This is a genomic window from Yoonia sp. D2-7, assembly GCF_055809435.1.
Genome location: NZ_CM147912.1, coordinates 2,927,700 through 2,941,760, shown reverse-complemented (window position 1 = coordinate 2,941,760; position 14,061 = coordinate 2,927,700). Strand labels below are relative to the sequence as shown.

Genomic DNA, 14,061 nt, shown 5'->3' with positions numbered 1-14,061 from the left:
CAAGGGTATAACAGCAGATAACCCAAAGAACCCCAATGGCAAAAAGCACCCCAGAACAAATCATCGTGACCCCTTCGGCGGAAAGTCTCGCATCTTCGGCGCGTGCGGCAGCTAAAGAAGGCAAAAAGGGGCTACCGCCGGTCCATTTATGGAACCCGCCGTTCTGTGGTGACATCGATATGCGGATCGCGCGCGACGGGACGTGGTTCTACATGGGCACCCCCATCGGCCGTAAAGAGCTTGTGAACCTGTTTTCGACGATTATCCGGCGGGATGGGGATGACTACTTTCTCGTCACGCCTGTTGAAAAAGTCGGGATCACCGTGGATGACGCCCCATTTGTGGCCATCGATTTCGATAAGGCGGACGCAGGTTTACAGTTCCTGACCAACGTGGGCGATGAAGTTGTTGCAGGTCCAGATCATCCAATCCGGGTGGTGCGTGACCCTGAAACGGGTGAGCCGTCGCCCTACGTATTGATCCGCGCTAATCTAGAGGCGCTGATCGACAGGAAATCGTTTTATCGGCTTGTTGATCTGGGCGAGGAAGACCTTGTCGATGGCGTGGCTTGGTTCGGTGTGCGGTCGCATGATGTGTTCTTTCCAATCATCCCCGCCGCAGAATTAAGCTAAAGTACGGACCCACATTTAAAGAGTTGCATTTTCTAGCAGGTTTCGCCCTTAATGCCGCTTAAGGTTGTATGAGGGGGCCAGCGAATGGCAAAATACTGCGCCAATCTGTCGACGTTGTTTCCAGAGTTCCCGTTCTTGGAACGGTTTGGGGCGGCGCGGTCGGCCGGATTTGAAGCGGTCGAAGTTCTGTTCCCTTACGATCATCCCGTGCCTGAAATGCTGGATATGTTGGGGCGCAACGAATTGTCGCTTGCAATGATCACATGCCCGCCGCCAAATTATACCGGCGGTGATCGTGGTTTCGCGGCTGTGCCGACGCGTCGTCCGCGGTTTCAACAAGATTTTCGCCGGACACACCGGTATGCGAAGGCGCTTGGTGCAAAACATATCCACATCATGGCGGGTGTCGCGTCCGGTCCTGATGCGCTGGAAACCTTTGTCGCAAACCTGCGCTGGGCTGCGGAATTTGCGCCTGATCAAAGCCTGACGATTGAACCGATGGCTGGGTCGCTTGTCCCGGGATATTTCCTGAACGACTGCATTCAAGCGGTTGAGATTGTGAAAGAAGTGGATGTGCCGCAACTTGGGTTGCAATTCGACACCTGTCACGTGCAGCAAATCCATGGCGATCTAATGTCTGTCTGGGCACAGGTAAAAGACCATGTGACCCATGTGCAGCTTGCCCAATCACCGGGGCGCAAAAGCCCCGATGAAGCTGGTGATATCGATATAGCGGCCTTTGTGAAGCAAATCAAAAAAGACGGCTACAAGGGGTGGATATCGGGCGAATATACGCCTGACGGGCTGACCGGCAGCAGTCTGGCTTGGCTTAGTTAACCAAGCCAAGCCGCTAGTTTTCCGTTACTCCGCACCAAGGCTTTGTGCGAGGCGCATCAGTTGGATCGCTTCAGCGCGGTAACCGTATTCATCAGCACCTTTGCTTTCGGATGCCAGCGCGATTGCGTCGCCCATGGACCATGCGCCCAAGGAATTTGACCCACGTAAAATCTGGCCAAAACCTGCAATTGCTGCCGCAAATGACGCTTCTTCGCCCGCGTCGGCGTCGCGTAGAATGGGCGTTTCGATCAGTTGCGACGTCTCTGCACCCGGTTCTTTGTAGCGCAGTTTCAGAAATCCAATTTCGTCGCGCGGCGCGACCGCTTGAGCCGCACCGTAACGCAGCGGATCGGTTATGCGGGCGGCGCTACCGACAGGTGTGACTTCGTACAGTGCCGTCACCGTATGGCCCGCGCCTAAATCACCTGCGTCGACCTTGTCGTTGTTGAAATCCTCTCGGTTCAACGCGCGTGTTTCGTACCCGATCAGGCGGTATTCGGCGATCTGTGTCGGGTCAAATTCGACCTGCACTTTCACGTCGCTGGCAATCGGGAACAAAGCGCCAGTCAATTGATCGACCAACACTTTTTGCGCCTCGGATAGCGTGTCGATATAAGCCGCCGTGCCGTTGCCGTTTTGCGCAAGCGTTTGCATCGTCTGATCGTTCAGATTGCCACGACCAAAGCCCAAAACAGACAGGAACGTGCCGGTATCCCGTTTCTTGGCGATGTAGTTCTCCAATCCAGACGGATCGCTGAGACCGACGTTGAAGTCTCCGTCAGTGGCCAGCAACACGCGGCTGACTTCACCATCCTTTGCCATGCTTTCAGCCACGGTATAGGCCTGCTCCAGCCCGCCTTGACCATTGGTTGAACCGCCTGCGCCGAGACCATTCAAAGCCGCGCGAATTTTGGCGCGTTCGCCAGCGGGCGTGGGCGCAAGCACCTGTCCAGCAGAACCCGCATATTCGACGATGGCCACTTCGTCCTCGGGGCGCAGTTGATCAAGCATCAACATGAAGGATTGCTTCAGCAACGGCAGCTTGGTCGGATCAGCCATGGACCCTGACGTGTCGATTAAGAAAACGAGGTTCAGCGGCGGGCGCGCGTCAACAACCGGCATTTCGCCTTGCAACGCGATGTGCACCAATTGCGTGTCCGCGTTCCAAGGGGTTGGCATCACACTGACAGTTGGTTCGAACGGATCGCCGCCTGCTTCGGGGGCGGGGTAGTCGTAAGGGAAATAGTTGATCATTTCCTCGACACGTACTGAATCCGGAAGAGGAAGCTGGCCGCGCATGATGGTATTGCGGACCAACGCGTAGGACGCCGTATCCACATCGATTGAAAAGGTCGAAACGGGGTCTTCAGACGTGACCTTCAGCGGGTTTACAGCGGCGTTGGCGAAGGTTTCCGTATCGGGGGTAAGAACCGGGGCTATTTCGGGGCCGCCCGTCACGAACGATTCCTCGGTGGCTATTCTAACGGCATTTGACCTGACGGTTGGTGCGGCAAGCGACGCTACGGGGGCTTCGTCGACGGTTTCCATTGCAAATGGGGCGTCAATCACCCGCCCGCGTGCCTCTGGTGCCGCGGCTCGGACGCGGTCATCGAAATCGGAGTCCTGCAGCTCCACCGGCGCGGGCGTCGTGAAATTCGCGGGCGCTTCAGCTAGCGCTTTATCGAGTTCGGGTGTAGGAACGTCGACCGTCCCGATGTCTTCTGGCAGTGGGTCAATCAAGTGTTCGTTGCTTGTCAGTCCCTTCACATCTGTGCGCCACATGTCCTGCCCTGTAGGCGTCAAAAACAAGAACCCGCAGGCCACAATTGCAGTTGTCGCGGTCAGCCCGCCCTTGGATGTCATTGATGAAAGCATAGTCGTTACTCCTGTCCAGAGGCCATTCAGGCCGGTTACAGGGGTAGGACGCGGCGCATCGCGTGATCCTTGGAGGTTTTCGAAATTTTTTTGCGCCAACGCCAAAGCAGCAGCCCGTTTAGTTGGGTCAGGCTTAGGCGTCGTCATCATGGACTTGAGGTCGTCTAGATCGTCAGTCATGCGGCGTCCTCCTTTTCTTTCAATGCTTTGAGCGCCTTTTTGGCCTCTGATATGCGCCAGCTGATCGTGCCTTCCGACACGCCCATGATTTCGGCTGCTTGCGCGTGGGTCAGATCGTCGAGCACAAGCGCTAGTGTATCCCGTAGGTCGGGAACCAGTTGGCGCATCGCTTGGGTCAGCCAGTCGATCTGTTCGGCGGTTTCATCGTTTACCGCTGTGCGTGCGGTTTCCCAATCGCCCCAGCCGTCGCTTGCCTTGGCATAGGTCGCCTGTTTGCGCCGCCGGTCGTGGGCCGCATTCATCGCGACCTTATATAGCCATGTCGTGACCTTGGCCCTGCGTTGATAGCTGGCCAATTTGGCGGGCAGGGCGGCACAGATATCTTGCGTCAGATCCTCTGCCTCGGATCGCTGTCCGGTCATCCGAAAACAATAGGCAAACAGGCGGTCGTAATGACGGTCGAGCAGGCTCGCAAATGCCTGTCCGTCCCCATTTGCGGCCGCTAAAGCCAAGTCTTCGTCGCTAGTTGTCATACGCATCACGGTTATAGGACGGATGCGAATGGTCAATCCTTGGCGAGCTTGGAAATTTTTTAGCTATTTTCTTCGATATGCGTCTGAAACGCGGTCTTCAGTACCGCGCGGTCGGTTTCGCCATGTATCCGATCGGTCAAAACGCCGTCCGCGTCGAAGAACAACAAAGTCGCGAAACCTGCGGTATGTTTCGCTGCAAATTCACTGCCGACATCAGAGGTCAGGCTGGCAATGCGGTATGCCAAATCATCTTCGTCGATGTCCGAAAACGCTGCGCGTGTTTCTTTTTCCAGAATGATGCATGACCCACAGGCCGGATCGTGGACCTGTACAATCGTCGGGATACCATTGCCGATATCGCTGAGGTCCTGTTCTGCCAAATCGGCCCTGACGGTGCTGATCCCCATATATCCGATGCCACCTGCGACGATGATCCCGCCAATGATGTAAGGGGCCATCGCCAAGAAGGAACGACGCGTTTTGGGTGCGGGGGCTGCGGCCTGTTTTGCCTTGCGGCGCTGGGTCGCTTTACGAGATTTTGACATGAATTGAGTCCGCCGTGGTGTTTTGAGATACCTTAACGGCCGCAATCAGCAAAGGGGAGCAAAGGCGCATCACAGATTGGTGAAGGGCGGGCACGTGCACCCGCCCGTGCAAATCATACAGACGTACAGATGTATTTCATTTCCATGTAGTCATCCATGCCGTGGCTGGATCCTTCACGGCCCAAACCGGATTGTTTGACACCGCCAAACGGCGCAACCTCGGTTGAGATGATACCTGTGTTCACACCCACAATGCCGTATTCCAGTGCCTCTGCGACCTTGGTCACGCGGCTGAGGTCATTGGCGTAGAAATAGGATGCGAGCCCGAAGATCGTGTCGTTGGCTTGCGCAATCACGTCATCCGTATCTTCGAATTTGAACAACGGCGCAAATGGGCCGAAGGTTTCGTCAGTTGCGACCTGCATGTCTTTGGTCGCGCCCGTGACGACGGTCGGTTCAAAGAACAGCCCGCCCAAATCATGCGGCTTGCCGCCGGTCAGAACCGTAGCACCTTTGGATAACGCGTCTTTCAGGTGCTCTTCGACTTTTGTCACGGCTTTCGGTTCGATCAGCGGACCAAGTGCCGTGCCGTCTTCCAGCCCGTCACCCACAGCCAGTTTTTCGACCGCAATTTTCAGCTTTTCCGCAAATGCATCATAGACACCCGCCTGCACGTAAATCCGGTTGGCACAGACACATGTTTGTCCGTTATTACGGAATTTGCAGGCAATCGCGCCTTCGACAGCAGCGTCCAGATCAGCGTCATCAAACACGATGAACGGGGCATTGCCGCCAAGTTCCATCGAACACTTCATTACTTGATCAGCGGCTTGTTTCAGCAAGATGCGCCCAACGGGGGTTGAGCCTGTGAAGGTCAATTTGCGCACAATCGGATTTTCGCAGAATTCCTTGCCGACGCCAGATGCGTCATCAGATGTCACAACGGAAAACAGGCCAGCAGGAATACCCGCTTCTTCGCCCAATTTCGCCATGGCTAGGGCAGACAGCGGTGTCAGGGACGCAGGACGCACAACAAATGCACAGCCTGCCGCCAATGCTGGGGCCACTTTGCGGGCAATCATCGCGTTGGGGAAGTTCCAAGGCGTGATACCAGCGGCCACGCCAATTGGCTGTTTAATCACTTGGATACGTTTGTCAGCCATATGGCCGGGGATCGTCTGGCCGTAAACGCGTTTTGCTTCTTCGCCAAACCATTCAACAAAAGACGCGCCATAGGCGACTTCGCCACGTGCCTCTGCCAGCGGTTTGCCCTGTTCTGCGGTCATGATCTGGGCAAGGTCTTCTTGGTTGGCCATCATCAGGTCAAACCATTTGCGCAGGACTTTGGACCGTTCTTTGGCGGCCAACGCGGCCCAGCCTTTTTGAGCGGTTTCGGCGAGCTTGATCGCATCTGCGACGTCTTCGCGCGACAAATCGGTGACCTTCGCAATCACATCGCCGCGGGCCGGATTGATGACGTCAAAGGTTTTGCCGTCTTTCGCATCGACCCATTCGCCGCCCACATAGGCCTTTGTGCAAATCAGGTCAGGGCGGGACAGGCGCCCAGCGAGGTCAGTTGTTTGGTCAAGCATAGCGATCTCCCCATTCGTGTTGCCTCATATCTGGGGCTGATGGTGGGGTAGGTAAAGGACAAAAGTGAACTGGGCGTATCGATGCAGGCTAAACGTCGACCACCTTATCGCCAATGTAGTGCAGAACGGACGTGTCGTTTAATGCGTAAGGAAAACCGCCGAAGGCCTGTTCTGCGATCATGACAAGTGTGTTTTTGTGATCGATTTCGCGCAACAACGTCTCGACTCCGTCCACGTCTAAAAAGTCGGACAGGCGTTCGCGATGTCCGCCAAACACGACTTCGACATGTGCAATATCGATGAAGGCATCGGGCAATTCGCGGGTTAGATCTTCGGGGACATTGCGTTCGCTGTGAAAGCAATAATGCCGCGCGGCATCTTTGCTAGCGAAGTTTCCCGCGAAAAAGTGGACGCGCGTTTTATCTGCGGGCAAGGGCTTGCCAAGTTTCGGCTGGCGCGACCGACTGCGGCGCAGAAAACCGAGGCCAAAGGGCAAACCCGCACCAGAAAAGACAACAGGAAGAAGGCGACGAAACAAAGACATGCCGGATAGTCTGCCGCGGAAAGAACATCGTGTCACGTGAATTTCGTTTGCCAAAACGCAGCCGTGCCGCCTAAAGATTTGACCATGGGGATCGCGATGGCGTCGCGGTCGATAACACCCGCAAGTCCTGAACGCCGGGACCTTATGTTATGAGGTCTAAAACGATGACTACCCGCACTCAATTTCACAGATTTCAGCAAGGCGAACGCACGCTTCCCTTTGATGATGCAGAATACGAAGCCCGCCTCGCAAACCTGCGCGAGACCATGGCCATCAAGGGCATCGATGCCTGCGTTCTGACATCAATGCACAATATCGGCTATTATTCCGGTTTTCTGTATTGCGCGTTTGGCCGTCCTTACGCGCTGGTTGTGACCAAAACACAGGTCGTCACTACCAGTGCAGGCATTGATGCCGCGCAACCATGGCGACGCGGATTTGGCGATAATATTGTCTATACGGATTGGGAACGCGACAATTACTGGCGCGCCATTTTGTCGGTCACAGGCACGAGCAAAGTCGTTGGTTACGAAATGGATCACCTGACGATCCTGCAATCTGAAAAACTGTCGGCTTTTCTCGCTCCGGCTGCGTTGCTGGATGTCTCGTTGGATACAATGCGGCAACGTATGCACAAATCCACCGCAGAGTTGGACCTGATCCGACAGGGTGCAGCGGTCGCGGACGTAGGTGGCTACGCCATCCGTGACGCCATCAAGCCCGGTATCCGTGAAATTGACGTCGCAATGGCGGGCCGCGATGCGATGGAGATCGAAATCGCGCGGCGCTTCCCCAATGCAGAATACAGGGACACGTGGGTCTGGTTCCAGTCAGGGATCAACACAGACGGTGCGCATAATCCGGTGACATCGCGTCAGTTGGAACAAGGTGATATCCTGTCACTGAACACGTTCCCGATGATTTCCGGCTACTACACCGCGCTTGAACGGACGTTGTTTGTGGGCGATGTGGACGACGAAAGCCGCCGCATTTGGGAAGCCAACGTCGGGGCGCATGAATATGGCATGTCGTTACTAAGACCCGGCGTAAGCTGCGCCGAGGTGACGCATAAGATTAACGACTTCTTTGCGGAACGCGATCTTCTGCAATACCGGACCTTTGGCTACGGGCATTCCTTTGGCGTTCTGTCTCATTATTACGGGCGCGAAGCCGGATTAGAGCTGCGTGAAGATATCGATACGGTGCTCGAACCGGGGATGGTGATTAGCATGGAACCCATGCTGACAATTCCTGAAGGTCAGGCCGGCTCAGGCGGGTATCGCGAACATGATATCCTGATCATTAATCAAAACGGGGCAGAAAACATCACTGGCTTCCCCTATGGGCCTGACCACAACGTGATCGGCTGACGCACCAACATCACGGGTTTCCCCATTCTTATGGGGGAACTTTCCGCCTTGGAATTGGTTCTGACTTGGACTGTTGCGTTCGCACACCACTCTTACCGGCCCACATTATGGTGATTTCACGCTAACCGGTGATTGTGCTAGACCGCTTGAATTAATTCTAAAAGGTGCTGCCATGCCCGATTCTTTTATTTTCAATCGACGCACTTTTGGCGCCATGCTTCTTGCTTCGACGGCTGCCTGCGGTCCACGTATTCCCGCATCGAATGCAGCCGAAGATTTTGAGCCGCAGATCAATTTCATGGAAGGCTACGGCCCGATCCAAGACGGTGAGTATAGTCTGCCGGGCATCCCTGATACCTATACCCAAGGGATTAACCGCCGGATGGTTGGGCAATATCTTGGTGAACAAGGCCCGGGCACGATCGATGTCGATCCTTACGCCAAGTTTTTGTACAACATTAAATCCGATGGATCTGCCGTGCGGTATCCGGTTGGTGTTGGCCGCCAAGGTCGATCCATCAACGGTGGTGCGACCATCAAGCTGAAGCGCGAATGGCCCGGTTGGACGCCAACGCAGAACATGCTGCGCACCGAACCCGAAGTTTATGGTCCTTTCGCAAGCGGCGTGCCCGGTGGCCTAAGCAGCCCGTTGGGAAGCCGCGCGTTGTATCTGTATCGCGGCGGGCGTGACACGTATTACCGCATCCACGGCACCAACGATCTGGAATCAATTGGTAATTCCGGTTCTGCAGGTTGTATCCGCATGTTCAACCACGACATCATCCATCTATACGAAGAAGTGGATGTGCCGACCAAAGTCCACATTCGCAGCCGTGAAGAATCCCTGCGGGTTGATCCGGAAAACTACGAACGTGGTGTCGAACTTCCGCCGAAAATCCTGTCCCGTGAGGAACTATTCGGCACGGAAGAACCGAACGCGGACGATGTGGAGCTGTTCATCGATAGCTGACCCGATTTTTTGGGGTAAGGTATTCCCCCAAAATCGCGCCAAGCGTGTGATCTGCATTTGTAAATCGGTCCTGCATTTCCTAGGTTAGTTGTAACAAGACTAACCTCAGGGAATTTTCAAATGGCCGATTTCGACGCGCAAATTCAACAATCACAAGAACAGGTCGCAGAGGCGCAAAACAAGATCGCCGCTTTGACCAGCCGGATTGAAACTGCACGTCAGAAAATGGCGGCAGGGACAGACATTTCCGTCGACATCGAAAACGCGTCGCTGGACGAAGTTCACGCGCACACCGAACTGATGAACGCCAACATCGCCGAACTGATCATGGGTTTGGATGATGTGACGTCTGCATTCTCCAAAGACTTTGACGAAATGCGCAACAAGACGGGCATGGAAACCTTCATCGGGATTTTCTCGAAGGCGAAGGCGGACAGCATGCGTCAGGAACGGATGCGCACAGCGTCCGTCGATGACAAATTGCAAGACCTGATTTCCAAATCCGACGTGATCACGAAGTTGCTGCAAACGCAGTTGGCCGAATTGAACGAACAGAAGGTCAGCGTTGAAAACAACCTGACTGGTACGCTTGATGAACGTGAAGTCACTGTTGGCGAACTCGAAGCGGCGCGTGCCGATATCCTTGCGATGGATCCAGACATCATTGCGCTTGAGAACAAGATTTCCGTCGAACAGGACGCCGCTGCACGGACAAAGCTGGAAAGCGAATTGGCCGCGGCGAACCAGAAATATAACGAACTGGTGCAGGCCGAACAGGTTCTGGTCGCGAAATCCCAGACGCTGGAACGCTACATCGAGAAGGGCAAGACATGGATCGATTCACTACAGAACCAAGCCGCGACCCAGATGGTGCTGATCAACAAGCTTGAGACGGACACGAAGCAGCGGGTTGTGCTGTACGATGCCCTGTCGAAGTCCTTGAAGACCGCCCAACAGCAGGACGTCGCCCACCAGATCAACGAGATCGGCGTGAAGACGGACCAAGAGGCCCAGACTGCCATGGCCGCGATTGGCGCTGCGACCAACAACCGGATGGCTGACATGCTGGAAGCCCACGAAGACCACATGGTCTTTGCGCGTGAAGTGCTTGAGCAGAAAGCAAAAGCGGACGAGCGGTTCGTGCGGCGGTTTGCGAAGATCGTGGAGAAGCATGATAGCAATGAGTATGGTGCAGAGTGACATTCAAGGCGCAGCTTGTTCTAACCTCTCTTGTCAGCTTGTTTGCGCTTTTCGCCGTTACGCTAATCTCGCTATTTTTGAGTAAAAATGCCGGGATCGAAAGCGTCGCGGATGACAGTGGGATGAGCTATCTATTGGATGTTTTTACGGCGATATTTTTTGCGACTTTGTTTTTTGGTGTGATTTTCAGGGTGGCATGTCGTTTTGTTTGGTTTGCGGGGCTAAGGGGGCTTGCTGACGGTACGAGTTTTTCTGCGAGAATGTATCGCTCAACCTATGTCACAGGTCCGACAGCCTTCATCTTCAGGTGGATCATGCACATCGACCGAACCGGAGAGGATCCAGATGCCACAAACTGACCTCTCCGACGACCACTTCAAACTCGAAGACACCCGCGTCACGCGGCGCTACTTCGGCAAGTTTGAACGGATCACGCAGTACCTCAACAAGGTTGCGGCGACGATGCAGGCTGAACGCAGCTTGTCCAAACGCGATATTGATGCGGTCGCCCGGTATCTGGTGGGGCTGAACATCACGTTCCGTTCGCTTGCGCATAAATACCACTTCTCGGGCCGCTTTTCCCACGCGGGGCAGCTGACCTTTGATCGGGTCGAAAGCGGCTTTCCGGTGTATCAAGAGCTGCTTGAGATGGCAAATGATGCGCTACAGGCCGAACGGCATTTGGCGACCATGCCGTCCGCCGAGGACCTGAAAGACCAGATGGTCCGCACGATTGTTGGCGAACAGAAGATCCCGACAAAGCTGCAATACGCACTGTCGCAGCGGCTTTATTACGAGGAACTGCTCAAAGGGTACCAGTTCTGGGCGCGCAACGATCCACAAGCTGTTTGGATCGGCAATGAGGGCGACAGGCGGACGTTCCAAATCCATTGGGCGGTCTATGATAGCCAAGTGAACTTGCCGACGATCTACCTCATGGATGTCGAAGACAGCGGGCGCACCGGCTTGCCCAAAGACGAACGGCGTTGGCCTGAAGTGCAGGCGCATCTCATGGCGCAGTCTGTCGCGCATCTGAAACTGCTGACGATTGCCAAGGGCTTTGACGAAGATTTTGACGATCTGCATCCCGTGCGGTTGCGCCGTTTTCATATCGGGCCGATGTATTCGAACGCGTTCACGCGGCAAACCGGTCCATTGCGCGAAGTCCTTGCCGCCGCGAACAGCCCCGTTGGTGAAGATTGGGCGCTGGTCTGGACCGAAGAAGAACTGGTCGCGGATCGCGTGGAACGTGTGAAATCCGGTTGGTTCGGCACGGTTGAACGGCAAATCTTCGCGCTTGATCCGTTTGCGGGGCAGGGTGCTGATACGGGTGCGACGCGGATGGAACGGTCGTTGATTATGCCCGAACGGCCCTATCAGGCGCTTGCCGAACGTAATCCGCCGGGGTTTCGTGACGTGCGTAAATTTGTGGTCAGCGACCGCGGTCGCGTGCTGAGCCACCGCTAAGATTTTGATAAAGTGAGTATTTGACCGATGAGCCAAACCAGTGATCAGATGGAATTACGCGAAGATGATATTCGCAGCCATTATGCCGCCGCACTCGACCTGATTGACGGGTTCGATCATGCGCCGCGCATCGCGACGGCAACGGCTGACGCGCCAGTTGAACGGTCTTCCGGCGTTGGCACACGCAGACGTTTCCGGTCCACGACACCGGGGCTGGCCACACGCCGCACCGTACGCGCCGAAGGTATCCAACTGACCACACGCATTGAAGCGGTCGAAGGCGGCGATGGCCTGACATCCCCCCTGCAAGCCACTGTTCTGCAAAGCCTGCGCCGCGCGATCGCGATTGCGCTGGGCGTGGCTGATCAGTTCGCAGAACGCACCGCGTTAAAAGACCTGAAGCGCGCGAATTTGGAAGGTGGTTTGTCTGACGCGAACCGCACTGAGTTTTCCGAATTGCTGACGGCGGAGGCCTTGGTCACGCTCTACGTCTTCGGCTCTGCAACCGCGTTTCTGCTGGCATCTCACGCGACTGAAGACACTGTTGAGGTCGGCGAAGTCGATGAAGTTCTCACCGACAACGGCCAGCTTGCGCTGCATGGTGTGCTTTGGGAGTTAGATCAAGACATCGCGACCCACGCGACGTCTGAGCCGAAACTCGTCGCCACAATCCTCGCCTTCGCCGAGGCGTTAATGGACAAGGTTGCCGCACGCGCCAGCACCGCCACGCGGTTAGAGCCCTTCATCGCCGCATCTTGGCACGTCGAAGCCGATGATTTCACCGTTGATGGTTTCAGCCCCGCCACAAAGGCGAAGGGCACCAAACTGACGATGCAGTTCAAAAAACCGAACGAAGTCGTTGGTAACCACATCGCTAAATATCAGGCGATGAAGCTGGCCAAGATGGTGATGGCTTATGATTTCGAACGTAAACTGAACCCGTTTGCCGAATTGGGCGGTTTCATCTTTACCTTTATGGGCGACGGCAAACCCGGCACGGGTAAAACGACGTTGATCCAAATGATGGCAGGCTTGATCAATAACTACTGTCAGGTCGCGGGCTATCCGTTCCGGTATCAGAACCTAAGCACCGACAATATCGATAGCTATCAGGGTAAATCGGGCCAGAACGCGAAGGCGTTTATCAACAACGTGCTTGATCCGAATGCGATCGGCTTTGGCACAATCGACGACATCGACCAGCTTGCCGGTAAGCGCGGGGATCGGCAGTCATCTGCGGGTCAGCTCGAAATTACTGCTGTCCTGATGGAAAGCTTCGCGGGGGCCAATACCGTCGTGCGCGGGAATTGTACCTTCGGGATGTTTTCGAACTATCCTGAAAACGTGGATGATGCGTTGCGCCAGCGGGCAGGGGCGCGGTTCCTTGTGGACGGACCGCAGACGCGGGACGATTACATCGACATTCTTTATCTGCTGATGGGCAAGAACCATGATATTCCCGTGGGTGACCACGAAGTGTTCAGCGCACAAGAGATCAAAAAAGCGGTTGCGGCGTCATTCGAAGGCCACGCAAAGCCGCACGAAGAAGGCCTGATGCGGGTGTTCGACCGTGTGCGCGATCAGGTCGGTGAACTTGATACGATTGCCAAGATGGGGACCTATCTGAAGGGTATTCAAGAAGCGGACGAACGCTTTACCGGTCGGGCGATCAAGAACATCACGGACGCGGTGAAGGTTCGCGCGATGGATTTTGAATTGCCGGACGAATGGATGGAAAATCCCGAATTGTTCCTGTTCAAAGACTACGACGCTAAAAAGGCGATGATCGCGGACCTGCGTCAGCCGATTACGACGGATATGGTGCTGCAAGAAATCAACCGCTACGCCGACAGTGAATTCCGCTACGCGGACAAATCAGACGAAGTGGCGATTGAGAACATGGTGCGCGACTTTGGTCGCCAAGAAGAAGCCAAGCGCCGCTACCTGAAAGACAAAGGATAATGGCAGAGGCATTCGGCTCCAGTCTTCTATTCCCCGCGCTGTTCTTGGCGTTGATGGGATGGCTCGTGCCGAAATTGCTATCGACGGTTATGGCCGAAGGGGTGAAACCCTTGGTCATCTTGTCCTTACTGTCGTTCGTCATCATGCTGGCGCTGACAAGCGGGCTATTCTTGCTGCTCTACATGATCCAAGGGGCATCACTGGCTACGCTGACAGTGGGCGGCATCGGGCAAACACTGTTGTTTTTCGTCCGTCTGTCCGTCTCGGCGGGCATCATCTGGGCACCGATCATGGTGCTGTCGATTGCGGGACTGCCGCGAACATGGACATCGGTGGAATGGTAACGTGCAACGA

Annotated in this window: 14 protein-coding genes; 9 read left to right on the top strand and 5 right to left on the bottom strand. The window is 55.3% G+C overall.

What is annotated here, in order from left to right; translation table 11 throughout:
* The first annotated feature begins 35 nt into the window (after positions 1–35).
* Both AC0L7R_RS14485 and AC0L7R_RS14480 read left to right on the top strand, forming a co-directional pair.
* Positions 36–632 (top strand): DUF1285 domain-containing protein, encoded by a 597-nt coding sequence (locus AC0L7R_RS14485; RefSeq protein WP_473657577.1) that lies wholly within the window; start codon positions 36–38, stop codon positions 630–632.
* An 84-nt stretch (positions 633–716) separates the two neighbouring features.
* Positions 717–1,469, top strand: coding sequence for a TIM barrel protein (locus AC0L7R_RS14480; RefSeq protein WP_473657576.1), 753 nt, complete (start codon positions 717–719; stop codon positions 1,467–1,469).
* 24 nt (positions 1,470–1,493) lie between these two features.
* Here AC0L7R_RS14480 and AC0L7R_RS14475 read toward each other — a convergent pair whose 3' ends face one another.
* The 5 genes from AC0L7R_RS14475 to AC0L7R_RS14455 form a co-directional block, all read right to left on the bottom strand.
* Positions 1,494–3,524 (bottom strand): YfbK domain-containing protein, encoded by a 2,031-nt coding sequence (locus tag AC0L7R_RS14475; RefSeq protein WP_473657575.1) that lies wholly within the window; start codon positions 3,522–3,524, stop codon positions 1,494–1,496.
* Positions 3,521–4,057, bottom strand: coding sequence for a sigma-70 family RNA polymerase sigma factor (locus tag AC0L7R_RS14470; RefSeq protein ID WP_473657574.1), 537 nt, complete (start codon positions 4,055–4,057; stop codon positions 3,521–3,523). The genes AC0L7R_RS14475 and AC0L7R_RS14470 overlap by 4 nt, the downstream gene beginning before the upstream one ends.
* A 59-nt stretch (positions 4,058–4,116) precedes the next feature.
* Positions 4,117–4,602: a hypothetical protein gene (locus tag AC0L7R_RS14465; protein WP_473657573.1), complete on the bottom strand. Its 486-nt coding sequence runs from the start codon at positions 4,600–4,602 to the stop codon at positions 4,117–4,119.
* A 113-nt stretch (positions 4,603–4,715) separates the two neighbouring features.
* On the bottom strand, positions 4,716–6,194 hold the full coding sequence (locus AC0L7R_RS14460) for a succinate-semialdehyde dehydrogenase (RefSeq protein WP_473657572.1): 1,479 nt from the start codon (positions 6,192–6,194) through the stop codon (positions 4,716–4,718).
* Between the two features lie 88 nt (positions 6,195–6,282).
* Positions 6,283–6,738: a hypothetical protein gene (locus tag AC0L7R_RS14455; protein ID WP_473657571.1), complete on the bottom strand. Its 456-nt coding sequence runs from the start codon at positions 6,736–6,738 to the stop codon at positions 6,283–6,285.
* 164 nt (positions 6,739–6,902) lie between these two features.
* Here AC0L7R_RS14455 and AC0L7R_RS14450 point away from each other — a divergent pair, with 164 nt between their 5' ends.
* From AC0L7R_RS14450 to AC0L7R_RS14420, 7 genes are all read left to right on the top strand, one after another.
* Positions 6,903–8,108 (top strand): M24 family metallopeptidase, encoded by a 1,206-nt coding sequence (locus AC0L7R_RS14450; protein ID WP_473657570.1) that lies wholly within the window; start codon positions 6,903–6,905, stop codon positions 8,106–8,108.
* Positions 8,109–8,280: 172 nt separating this feature from the next.
* Complete coding sequence (locus AC0L7R_RS14445; RefSeq protein WP_247127254.1) at positions 8,281–9,078, top strand: L,D-transpeptidase; 798 nt, start codon at positions 8,281–8,283, stop codon at positions 9,076–9,078.
* Positions 9,079–9,198: 120 nt separating this feature from the next.
* The gene (locus AC0L7R_RS14440; RefSeq protein ID WP_348394101.1) at positions 9,199–10,278 is read left to right on the top strand and encodes a coiled-coil domain-containing protein; all 1,080 of its coding nucleotides are present in this window, start codon (positions 9,199–9,201) and stop codon (positions 10,276–10,278) included.
* Entirely contained in the window at positions 10,275–10,637 is a 363-nt protein-coding gene (locus AC0L7R_RS14435; protein WP_473657569.1) for a hypothetical protein, read from the top strand. The genes AC0L7R_RS14440 and AC0L7R_RS14435 overlap by 4 nt, the downstream gene beginning before the upstream one ends.
* On the top strand, positions 10,624–11,745 hold the full coding sequence (locus tag AC0L7R_RS14430; RefSeq protein ID WP_473657568.1) for a hypothetical protein: 1,122 nt from the start codon (positions 10,624–10,626) through the stop codon (positions 11,743–11,745). Before AC0L7R_RS14435 ends, AC0L7R_RS14430 begins: the two co-directional genes overlap by 14 nt.
* Positions 11,746–11,772: 27 nt before the next feature.
* On the top strand, positions 11,773–13,707 hold the full coding sequence (locus AC0L7R_RS14425; protein ID WP_473657567.1) for an AAA family ATPase: 1,935 nt from the start codon (positions 11,773–11,775) through the stop codon (positions 13,705–13,707).
* Positions 13,707–14,051: a hypothetical protein gene (locus tag AC0L7R_RS14420; RefSeq protein WP_473657566.1), complete on the top strand. Its 345-nt coding sequence runs from the start codon at positions 13,707–13,709 to the stop codon at positions 14,049–14,051. The genes AC0L7R_RS14425 and AC0L7R_RS14420 overlap by 1 nt, the downstream gene beginning before the upstream one ends.
* Positions 14,052–14,061 lie beyond the last annotated feature (10 nt).

Bases quoted from the DNA above. Each gene is read 5' to 3' on its own strand.
- AC0L7R_RS14485 (WP_473657577.1), top strand. From the start codon at position 36: ATGGCAAAAAGCACCCCAGAACAAATCATCGTGACCCCTTCGGCGGAA.
- AC0L7R_RS14480 (WP_473657576.1), top strand. From the start codon at position 717: ATGGCAAAATACTGCGCCAATCTGTCGACGTTGTTTCCAGAGTTCCCG.
- AC0L7R_RS14475 (WP_473657575.1), bottom strand. From the start codon at position 3,524: ATGACTGACGATCTAGACGACCTCAAGTCCATGATGACGACGCCTAAG.
- AC0L7R_RS14470 (WP_473657574.1), bottom strand. From the start codon at position 4,057: ATGACAACTAGCGACGAAGACTTGGCTTTAGCGGCCGCAAATGGGGAC.
- AC0L7R_RS14465 (WP_473657573.1), bottom strand. From the start codon at position 4,602: ATGTCAAAATCTCGTAAAGCGACCCAGCGCCGCAAGGCAAAACAGGCC.
- AC0L7R_RS14460 (WP_473657572.1), bottom strand. From the start codon at position 6,194: ATGCTTGACCAAACAACTGACCTCGCTGGGCGCCTGTCCCGCCCTGAC.
- AC0L7R_RS14455 (WP_473657571.1), bottom strand. From the start codon at position 6,738: ATGTCTTTGTTTCGTCGCCTTCTTCCTGTTGTCTTTTCTGGTGCGGGT.
- AC0L7R_RS14450 (WP_473657570.1), top strand. From the start codon at position 6,903: ATGACTACCCGCACTCAATTTCACAGATTTCAGCAAGGCGAACGCACG.
- AC0L7R_RS14445 (WP_247127254.1), top strand. From the start codon at position 8,281: ATGCCCGATTCTTTTATTTTCAATCGACGCACTTTTGGCGCCATGCTT.
- AC0L7R_RS14440 (WP_348394101.1), top strand. From the start codon at position 9,199: ATGGCCGATTTCGACGCGCAAATTCAACAATCACAAGAACAGGTCGCA.
- AC0L7R_RS14430 (WP_473657568.1), top strand. From the start codon at position 10,624: ATGCCACAAACTGACCTCTCCGACGACCACTTCAAACTCGAAGACACC.
- AC0L7R_RS14425 (WP_473657567.1), top strand. From the start codon at position 11,773: ATGAGCCAAACCAGTGATCAGATGGAATTACGCGAAGATGATATTCGC.
- AC0L7R_RS14420 (WP_473657566.1), top strand. From the start codon at position 13,707: ATGGCAGAGGCATTCGGCTCCAGTCTTCTATTCCCCGCGCTGTTCTTG.